Consider the following 9,434-nt stretch of genomic DNA (forward strand, 5'->3'; position numbering starts at 1 on the left):
AGAGCGTAGCAAGTCCTCATTAATTATGAATAATCCTTGACAGTGCCGAGGCCGGTGCCCACGATGAACCCGCCCGGCCACCGGAGACCAGGAGCGCCACATGCCCACGCTGCACGCTCACGTCCCCGTCCCGCCGCTGGTGGGGCACCTGCCGATGGGCGCCGGTGGTCCCCGGCCGGTGCGGGTCGACAGCCGCGCGGTGAGCCGGGACGGGCGCCCGTGGCTGCCGGTGATGGGCGAGTTCCACTTCAGCCGCTTCCCGGAGGCGTTCTGGCGGCGCGAGCTGCTGATGATGAGAGCGGGCGGGATCGACCTCGTCGCCACCTACCTGTTCTGGAACCACCACGAGGAAGTGCGCGGGCGGCTGCGCTTCGACGGCAACCGCGACGTGCGGCGCTTCGTCGAGCTGTGCGCCGAGCTCGGCCTCGCGGTGTCGGTGCGGCTCGGTCCGTGGTCGCACGGCGAGTGCCGCAACGGCGGCTTCCCGGACTGGGTGGACGGGTCGGGCCGCACACCGCGCACCGACGACCCCGCCTACCTCGACCTCGTGCGGCCGTACTACGAGGCGATCGCCGGGCAGCTGGCCGGGCTGTGGTGGGCGGACGGCGGTCCGGTCGTCGCGGTGCAGGTGGAGAACGAGCTGTACGACCAGCCCGACCACCTGGCCACGTTGCGCGTGCTCGCCGAAGCGGCGGGCATGAGCGCTCCACTGTGGACGGCGACCGGCTGGGGCGCCGCCCGGCTCCCGCCCGACGTCGTGATCCCCGTCTACGGCGGCTATCCCGAGGCGTTCTGGGAGGACGTCTCCGACGGCTGGGCGCGCGAGGTCCGCCGCCACTACTTCCCCACCCCGATCCGGGACGACCACGCGATCGGCGCCGACCTGCGCACCACCGCACCCGAGGGCAGCGGTCCCGACGACACCCGCTACCCCTACGCGACGTGCGAGCTGGGCGGCGGCATGGCGATCGCGTACCACCGCCGTCCCCTCGTCCCGGCGGCGGACGTCTCGGCCCTGGCGCTGGCCAAGCTCGCGAGCGGGTCGGCGTGGCAGGGCTACTACCTCTACCACGGCTGCTCGCAGCGACTGGACCTCGCGACGGGCAACCAGGAGTCGCACGAGACCGGCTACCCCAACGACCTGCCGGTCGTGGACTACGACTTCCAGGCCCCGCTGGGCCAGTACGGGCAGGTGCGGCCGTCGTTCGCGGCGCTGCGACTTCAGCACCTGTTCCTGCGCGACTGCGGCGCCGACCTCGCGCCGGCCGTCGCACACCTGCCCGACGAACGGCCGCCGGACCTGGACGACCGCGGCACGCTGCGCTGGTCGGTGCGGTGGAGCGGTGACCGGGCGTTCCTGTTCGTCAACAACCACCAGCCCCACGAACCGCTGCCCGAGCACCACGACGTGCGGTTCGACGTCGTGCTCGGCGACCGGACCGTGCGGCTGCCCGCCGAGGGCGTGACGATCCCGTCCGGAGCGCACTTCGCGTGGCCCATCGGGTACGTGGTCGGCGGAGTGGACCTGGCCTGGGCGAGCGCGATGCCGGTGACCCGGTTCACCTGGGACGGCGTGCCCACCGCCGTGTTCGTGGCCACGGCGGGCATCCCCGCGCGGTTCGCGTTCCCCGCCGGCACGCGGGTGCGCGGCGCGCCGGTCGACGACCAGGGCGTGGCCACCGTCCCCCGTCCCGGCGTGGACGCCGTGCTCACGGCCACCACGCCCGACGGCGCGACGGCACGACTGCTGGTCCTCGACGAGGACACCGGGCTCCGGTTGCAGCGGCTGTCGTCGGCCGGGGTCGACACGCTGGTGCTGTGCGACGAGCCCGTGGTGGTCGACGGCGACTCGGCGTGGGTGGAGACGACGGCCGGTCTGCTGGACGTGTCGTTCCTGCCCGAACGGCTCGCCGGAGAGCCGCACGGCGCGTTCACCCGCGTGCGCCTCGCCACGGACGCCACGTCGTGCGAACCGGTGACGACGGCCGTGCGCGCCGAAGCCAAGGCGCCACCCGCCCGGACGGGCGGTCCGCGGCTGCGGGCGTCGGCGCCGGTGGACGAGGACTTCGAGCACGCCGCGGTCTTCCACGTCGCCGTGCCCGCCGAGGCGCTGCGCGGCGACGGCGAGGTGCTGCTGGGGTGCGACTACACCGGGGACGTCGCCCGCGCGTACGTCGGCGGCCGGCTCGTGGCCGACCACTTCTGGCACGGCCCGGAGTGGGAGATCGGTCTGCGCCGCTTCGCCGACGAGGTGCTGGAGCACGGCGTGGAGATCCGGGTGCTGCCGCGCCCGGACGGCAACGCGGTGTACGTCGACCAGTCGGTGCGCTCGCGGTACGAGGCCGCACGGGACACCGCCGCGGTCGACTCGGTCCGGCTGGTCCGCCGCACGCGGGTGGAGCTGTGGTGAGCCGCCTGAGCCGGAGGTCCCTGCTGCGCGGCGCGCTCGGCGTCACGGCCCTGGGCGCGTCGGGCGCGTGCGGCGCCCGTTCGACGGCGCCGATCACCTCCGGCGGCGTGGACCTGCGCGTCTGGACCCACGACCCCGGCTACGTCACCACGTTCACCGAGGCCGCTGCCGATCCCGCCATCACCGGCGGCTCGGCGTTCACCTTCCGACCGCGGATCACCTCCGCCGCGCCGGGCGACATCGTCACCCGCATGATCGCCCAGGCGGTGGCCGACGGGAACACCCCGGACCTGGCGGGCGTGGTCATCGACCAGTTCCCGCGGGTGATGGGCTCGGCGATCGCCGAGAACCTGTTCGTCGACCTGACCGACGAGGTCGCGCCGTTCGGCGACGACCTGCTCAAGCTCGCCCCGTACGCGGTGGGCGGCCGGCCCTACGGCCTCGACTCCGACAACTCGATCACGGTGCTGTACTACCGGCAGGACGTGTTCGCCGAGCACGGCGTCCCCGAGGACGTGACGACGTGGGAGGAGCTGGCCGAGCACGGCGAGCGGCTGGCCCGCGACCGGCAGGTCAGCCTGGGCATGGTGTCGGTCGGCGACAACGGCGCGATCGTCAACGGCTTCACGCAGGTGCTGCTGCAACGCGGCGGGCGGGTGTTCGACGAGTCCGGCGCCCTCGTGCTCGACTCGCCCGAGGCGGTCGAAGTGCTGGAGTTCCTGTCACGCGGGGTGCGGAGCGGGTTCCTGCTGGCGCTGCCCGACCCGTACGGCAGCGCGTGCGCCGCCGCGCTGAAGTCCGGGCGACTCGCCGCGACCGCCATGCCGAACTGGTACAACGCCTACGGCCTGCAGGCCAACGTGCCCGACCAGAAGGGGCGGTGGCGGATGCGCACGCTGCCGAGGTTCGCCGGCGGCGGCCACCTGGCCACCACGCTCGGCGGCACCGCGTTCACCGTCGTCAAGGACAAGCCCGCCACGCAGGCGGCGCTGGAGTTCCTGCGCCGGGTCTACCTGACCCGCGAGGGCCAGGTGCTGCGCTACCACGCGGGCGGCTACCTGCCGACGCTGCGGCCCCTGTACCGCGACCCCGAACTGCTCGCGGTGCGGGACGAGTACCTCGGCGGCCAGCGCGTGTTCGACGTCTACTCGGCGGCGGCCGACGACCTGCCGCTGTTCCACCAGGCCGCGGGCATGCAGGTGCTGGCCACCGTGCTGGGCGGACCCGTCCTCGACGCACTCCGGGGGCGCACGTCCGCGCACGCCGCGATCAAGGCGGGCATCGCGGCCTACCGGCAGCAGGTGAAGCGATGAGCACCTCGACCCTCGACCGCGCGTCGACGACGACCGCCGACGCGGCCGGCGGCTCGTGGTGGTCGCGGCACCAGCGCGAGGCGGCTCCCTACGCCTTCGTGTCCCCGTTCTTCGTGTTGTTCGGGCTGTTCATGGCGGTGCCGATCCTGGTCGGCCTGTACCTCAGCTGCACCGAGTGGGCCGGGCTCGGCACGCCGCGCTGGGTCGGGCTGCGCAACTACGCCGACCTGCTCACCGACGCGAGCTTCTGGACCTCGATGGGCAACACCGCGTGGTACGTGGTGTTCACGCTGCTGGTCGTGGTCCCGGCGGCGCTGCTGACCGCCCAAGCGCTCAACGCCCGCGGGCTGCGTGGCCGCGACGTGTTCCGGCTGGCCTTCTTCATGCCGGTGGTCATCTCCCCCATCGTGATCACCCTGGTGTTCGGCCTGTTCTTCGACACGGAGTTCGGCATCGTCAACGGGGTGCTGAAGGCGGTGTTCGGGTTCGGCGGCGTCGACTGGACCGGTGACCCCGCCTGGGCCAAGGTCACCGTGGTCGTCCTGGTGCTGTGGCGCTGGACCGGCTACCTGACCGTGTTCTTCCTGGCCGGGCTGCAGAACGTGCCGCGCGAGCTGTACGAGGCCGCCGCCATCGACGGCGCGGGGCCGCTGCGGCGCTTCACCAGCGTGACGCTGCCGGCGCTCAAGCCGGTGACGGCGTTCGTGGCCGTGACCGTGCTGGTGAGCACGGCGCAGATCTTCGAAGAGCCGTTCCTGCTCACCCAGGGAGGGCCGGGCGAGTCGACGCTGTCGGTGGCGATGTTCGTCTACCGCGCGGGTTTCCAGCGCCAGCAGCTCGGCTACGCCGCCGCCGCGGGTGTGGTGCTGTTCGTCGTCGTGGTGGCCCTCGGGCTGCTGGCCAACCGCTTGCTCGGCGTGGGAAGGGACCCCCGATGAGCACCCTGACCGCACGTCGTCCGCTCGCCGGCCGCGTCCTGCTCTACGCCTTCCTGATCGCCCTGCTGGCGGTCTTCGCGCTGCCGCTGCTGTGGGCGCTGGCGTCGTCGTTCAAGAGCCGGGCCGACATCTTCTCCTACCCGCCCACCCTGCTGCCGGACCCGGCCGTGCCGGACAACTACCGGGGGCTGCTGCAGGCGCAGCCGTTCTGGAGCTGGTTCACCATCAGCACGGTCGTCGCCGTCATCTCCACCGCGGTCGCGGTCCTGCTGTGCTCGCTGGCCGGGTTCGCCTTCGCCAAGTACCGCTTCCGCGGTCGCCAGGCCCTGTTCACGATCATGTTCAGCTCGCTGGCCGTGCCGTTCGCGGTGATCGTCGTGCCGCTGTTCGTCATGGTCGCCAAGGCTCGGCTCACCGAGCCGTGGTTCGCGCTCGTCGTGCCCTGGGTCGCGCCCGCGTTCGGGATCTTCATGATGCGCCAGTTCACCGAGCAGGCCATCCCCGACGAACTGGTCGACGCCGCCCGCGTCGACGGCTGCACCGAGCTCGGCCTGTTCCGACGGGTGGTGCTGCCGCTGCTGCGTCCCGCGCTGGGCGCGCTGGGCGTGTGGTCGTTCCTCACCAGCTACAACAGCCTGCTGTGGCCGCTGATCGTGATCAGCGAGCCCGAGGACTACACGCTGCCGATGGGCATCCAGGCGCTGTTCGGCGCCACCGGGCGGCAGTACGACCTGGTGCTCGCCGGATCGGTGCTGGCCGCCGTGCCGAGCCTGCTGGTGTTCTTCCTGCTGCGCAAGCAGTTGCTGGAGGGCCTGACCGCCGGGGCGGTGAAGGCGTGACCCCCGGGAAGCTGACCATCACGCTGTGGGACTTCACCTGGTACACCCGTTCCGGGCCCGGTGAGCCGTTCGAGGACCTGGACCGCTGCTTCGCCGAGGCGGTGGAGCGCGGGTACAACACCGTGCGGATCTGCGCGATGCCGCTGCTGCTGTTCCGCTCCGGTGTGGACACCTCCGCCCTGCGGCTCGGCCCGCTGGGCGGCGGTTACGGCGAACGGGTCCGCTGGTACGACGTGCGGGTCGAGACCACCGTCGACGCGCGGGAACGGCTGCTCGACCTGTTCCGCGCCGCGCGGCGGCACGACTGCTTCGTCGTCCTGTCCAGTTGGGAGTACCAGCAGAGCCCGGCCTTCGCCCTCTCCCCCGCCTGGCACGACGCCGTGCGCGCGATCGACCCGGAGGACCGCGCGACGGCGCTGGCCGACGCGTTGGCCGACCTGCTCGACCTGCTGGACGAGCACGGCTTGGCCGACCGGGTGGCGTTCACCGAACTGCACAACGAGGTGCAGGCGGGCGGCCTGGCCGAGGGCCTGGCCGGGGACCCGGTGGTGGCGCTGCGCCCGCGCCTGGAGCGCGGACTGGCCCGGTTCAAGGAGCGCCACCCCGCCCAGCGGGTCGCGGTGAACTACGCGGGGGTGCCGGTCGGCTCCCTGCACGGCGTCCCGCGCACCGCGGACGTGGCGGTGTTCCACCCGTACGTGTACGGCGTGCTGGACGAGCTGCTCGACGAGTTCGCCCTGCGCGACACGACCCGTCCGTTCCCCCAGGACCGCGCCCGCCGCGACCTGCTGCGCCCCGGCGCGCCGGACCTGGACGACTGGCTCCCGCCGGAGGGGCAGCGGTGGCGGCTGGACGCCACCATCGTCGGCCGACGGGAGGTGTACGTCCACGACTGGTGCGACCCCGGCAAGTGGGACGCCTGGCTCCACGACCGCTACGCCACCCACCGCACCGCCATGCGCGAGCGGCTGACGACCTGGATCGACGCCGCCGCCGACTGGGCCGCCGAAACCGGCGTGCCACTGGTGTTCGGCGAGGGCTGGATCGGCTACACCCCGCTGCACGGCGCCTTCGAGGAGGGACCGATCGGCGCCGCGTTCTGCCGCACCGCCGCCCGTGCGGCCGCACGGGTCGGCGCCTGGGGCTCGGTCGTGTGCTCCAACGCCGCACCCCACCACCCGATGTGGCACGACATCGCGCTCCAGCGCGAGTGCAACACCCTGATCACCCGCTCCTGACGTCTCCGGTGACGCTCGGCAGCGTCACCGACCGACCTGTGCCCCGTCCGCGGTGGTTCCGGACGTCGGAGGGAAAGCGCTTACCGTGGAGCCGAGACCTCGAGGCTCAGGACCAGCAGAGCGGTTGGGCGGGTGGGTCGCGGTACACCAGGAGCGCCAGCGCGACCACGGCCAGCGCGAACAGCACCGCTGCCGTCACGTACAGCATCCGGTTCGTCGCGCGGCCGTTCTCCTCGAAGCCGCTGGCGGGCGCCTGTGCTCGGACCACGCCCGCGAGCACAGCCAGGAGCGACGAGGCGCCGAGCACGATCGCGGCGAGCAACAGGGTCTGGTCGCCGGGATCGGCGAGGACGTCGACGCCCGCCACCGCGAACGCCACGAACGCCAGGCCGCCGATCACGGTCAGGATCTGGAGCACGTCGGCCAGCCGCCCCACGTAGACCCACGCCGCCCTCCCCGTCATCGCGACCGCTCCGAGATCGGGAACCGGGCGATCCTCGCGCGGGTCGTCGCCAGCCGCAGCTCCGACCACTGCTCGTCCTGCGCCACCACGGGAAGCAGGTCCCGCGCGGTCCGGGACAGGCTCACCATCACCATGGCGTCGCGGTCGCGGGTACCCCTCATCCGGGTGGTCGCCAGGAACAGCACGCCCACACCTCCACCGGAAGCCGCCGCGACGGACACCGCGGCCACGGCGGCGGCCAACCCCCCTGCGTCCACCAGGCCGCCGGTGACCGCCGCCCCGGCGAGCAGGAAGACCAGTTGCCACGCGCGCAGGACGTTCAGCCGCCAGGTCGCCTGGTCCACCGCGGCCAGGAGCGTCTCGGCGTGGACGAGCGCGTGCTCCAGTTCCACGCCCAATGCCCCGCGATCAGGCTCGATCATCGCCACTGAACTCCCAGAGTGTGTTGATGAAGGTGGTCAGGAGCACCGAGATGACGTCCGGCTTGCCGGTGGACTGCACGACCGACTCGCCGACAGGGTAATCCTCCGGGAACGACACCAGCGGCACCACGGCGATGCGCGGCCGCTCCGCCGTGCCGAAGCGCTCCTCGCCGAGGTGGTTCACCAGCGCGCGCAGCTCGCGGGCGAACGGGCTGTCGTCCTTCGGCTGCTCCGCCGGCAGGTAGTAGCGCCCCGCCTGGCGCAACGACTCGGCGTTCTGGAACAGGTCGACCTTCGCCACGGCGATCACCAGCCACAGGCGCTTCCGCGTGCCGCGCCAGCTCTCCTTGAGCAGCGCGCACGTCTGGCGGAAGTCGTCGAGCTCGCCCTTGCGGTTGTACTCACGGGTGCGCGCCACGTCCGGGTCCACGCCTTCCGGGGCGTCACCCGTGGCCGTCGAGGCGATGGCGACCTGCTCGGCGGTGGAGTCCCAGATCGTGCTGTACCCCCACGACACGACGTGCACCACGCCGTCGGGCGACCTGCCGTTGCGGAAGTACTTCCGCAACGTCCGCTCACCCTGCGCCGAGTCCTTCTGGCCGGGCACCACGACCGACTTGACCTGCTTGCTGCCGTGCTCGGTCACCGCGACGAAGCGGTCCGACTCCGCGTCGGGGCTCTCCTCCCCCAACGGGTAGTCGCCGAACAGCAGCCGCCCGCGGATCGCCTTGAGCAGCGTCGACTTCCCGGTGCCGCGCATGCCGGTGACGGCCATGGCCACGTCGGGCGTGGCGAAGAAGTTCCACCGCCGCCGGAACCGGACCTTCCGCTCACGCGGGCCGCCCGGTCGCAGCACGAGAGGGGTCAGCGCGGCCCATCGTCGTCGCACCGGTAACCAGATGTCGTCGGGCACGCGTACCTCCGCCGCGCGGGATCCTCGTCGAACGGACAATCGCCGAATCCCGGAACCCGTTACACCGCAGAACGTGAGGCCCCCTCCCATTGGCTCGGCGGAGCTCGGTCAGCGCGGCGAACCGTCCTCTGTGGACAGGGAGTCGAAACCGCGGACATACTGGCGGCGTGACGCGGGATGACTGGGTGGCCGAGCGGGCGCGGGAGTTCGAGTCGTGGCGGGGTAGGCGGGTGCTGTCGTGGGTCGGCGTGGAGATGGCGTTGAGGGAGAACGTCGCGGGCGGTGGTCCCCGGTTCGAGGATCCGGAGGTGCCCTGTCTGCAACTGTTCGGCTTGCAGGCGTCGCTGGACGATGACAGCGCGCCCAGTGTCACCACTTACCAAGATGACGCGGAGTTCGGGTTGCGCGCGTGGGCCGACGCCCGGTTCCCGGACGGCGAGAAGTGGGACGGGATCTACCGGTGGAGGGCGTTGACCGAGTTGCCGCTCGGCCAGGTCGAGGAGGTGGACGTCGTCGTCGACGAAGGTGTCCTGGCCGAGGTGTGCCTGCGGATCGGGGCACGGCCGCTGCTGCTGATCGCCGGTGAGCTGGACGAGACCGTTGCCGGTGGGTTGTCGTTCCACCGGCTCGACGAGTCGGTTCTCGCGTTCACCGATCCCGGCGACGCCGAGCGTGTTCCGTGGACCCCGCCCCGGCGGCACGGGGTGGCCGGGAACGGTCGCTAGTCGTCCACGTTCCCGTATGCGCCTGGGGCGTGTTCAGCAGGTGGCGCAGTCCGGTGCGGTGAGGACGGAGGCGGAGTCGGCGCGGCGTTCGAGCATGACGGTGTCGCGCCAGACGCCGTGGTGCCGGGCGATGCGTTCGCGGACGCCGACGGTGCGGTAGCCGGCCGAGTGGT

9 protein-coding genes and 1 pseudogene are annotated in these 9,434 nt (G+C 72.3%); 6 read left to right on the forward strand and 4 right to left on the reverse strand.

Annotated features, from left to right (window positions below; genetic code table 11):
• The first annotated feature begins 100 nt into the window (after window positions 1-100).
• From ABTZ99_RS39875 to ABTZ99_RS39895, 5 genes are read left to right on the forward strand one after another with little or no spacing between them, the layout of a single operon-like run.
• Window positions 101-2,410: a beta-galactosidase gene (locus tag ABTZ99_RS39875; protein WP_499618215.1), complete on the forward strand. Its 2,310-nt coding sequence runs from the start codon at window positions 101-103 to the stop codon at window positions 2,408-2,410.
• Window positions 2,407-3,723 carry an ABC transporter substrate-binding protein gene (locus ABTZ99_RS39880; protein ID WP_499618217.1) on the forward strand — a complete coding sequence of 439 codons (1,317 nt, stop codon included), beginning with the start codon at window positions 2,407-2,409 and terminating at the stop codon, window positions 3,721-3,723. The genes ABTZ99_RS39875 and ABTZ99_RS39880 overlap by 4 nt, the downstream gene beginning before the upstream one ends.
• Window positions 3,720-4,661 carry a carbohydrate ABC transporter permease gene (locus tag ABTZ99_RS39885; protein ID WP_498775248.1) on the forward strand — a complete coding sequence of 314 codons (942 nt, stop codon included), beginning with the start codon at window positions 3,720-3,722 and terminating at the stop codon, window positions 4,659-4,661. The genes ABTZ99_RS39880 and ABTZ99_RS39885 overlap by 4 nt, the downstream gene beginning before the upstream one ends.
• On the forward strand, window positions 4,658-5,500 hold the full coding sequence (locus ABTZ99_RS39890) for a carbohydrate ABC transporter permease (RefSeq protein WP_499618219.1): 843 nt from the start codon (window positions 4,658-4,660) through the stop codon (window positions 5,498-5,500). Before ABTZ99_RS39885 ends, ABTZ99_RS39890 begins: the two co-directional genes overlap by 4 nt.
• Window positions 5,497-6,738, forward strand: coding sequence for a cellulase-like family protein (locus ABTZ99_RS39895; protein WP_499618221.1), 1,242 nt, complete (start codon window positions 5,497-5,499; stop codon window positions 6,736-6,738). The genes ABTZ99_RS39890 and ABTZ99_RS39895 overlap by 4 nt, the downstream gene beginning before the upstream one ends.
• Window positions 6,739-6,844: 106 nt before the next feature.
• On the opposite strand, the gene ABTZ99_RS39900 is transcribed toward ABTZ99_RS39895, so the two are convergent.
• From ABTZ99_RS39900 to ABTZ99_RS39910, 3 genes are read right to left on the reverse strand one after another with little or no spacing between them, the layout of a single operon-like run.
• Entirely contained in the window at window positions 6,845-7,201 is a 357-nt protein-coding gene (locus tag ABTZ99_RS39900) for a hypothetical protein (protein ID WP_499618222.1), read from the reverse strand.
• Window positions 7,198-7,623: a hypothetical protein gene (locus tag ABTZ99_RS39905; protein ID WP_499618224.1), complete on the reverse strand. Its 426-nt coding sequence runs from the start codon at window positions 7,621-7,623 to the stop codon at window positions 7,198-7,200. Before ABTZ99_RS39905 ends, ABTZ99_RS39900 begins: the two co-directional genes overlap by 4 nt.
• Complete coding sequence (locus ABTZ99_RS39910) at window positions 7,610-8,536, reverse strand: GTPase domain-containing protein (RefSeq protein WP_498775258.1); 927 nt, start codon at window positions 8,534-8,536, stop codon at window positions 7,610-7,612. Before ABTZ99_RS39910 ends, ABTZ99_RS39905 begins: the two co-directional genes overlap by 14 nt.
• Window positions 8,537-8,703: 167 nt before the next feature.
• Here ABTZ99_RS39910 and ABTZ99_RS39915 point away from each other — a divergent pair, with 167 nt between their 5' ends.
• On the forward strand, window positions 8,704-9,261 hold the full coding sequence (locus ABTZ99_RS39915) for a hypothetical protein (RefSeq protein WP_499618226.1): 558 nt from the start codon (window positions 8,704-8,706) through the stop codon (window positions 9,259-9,261).
• 33 nt (window positions 9,262-9,294) lie between these two features.
• Here the strand turns inward: ABTZ99_RS39915 and ABTZ99_RS39920 are convergent.
• Window positions 9,295-9,434: pseudogene (locus ABTZ99_RS39920) on the reverse strand (ArsR family transcriptional regulator); the annotation flags it as partial.

It is taken from the genome of Actinosynnema sp. NPDC002837, assembly GCF_040295345.1.
In the GTDB taxonomy this organism is placed as follows: Bacteria; Actinomycetota; Actinomycetes; order Mycobacteriales; family Pseudonocardiaceae; genus Actinosynnema.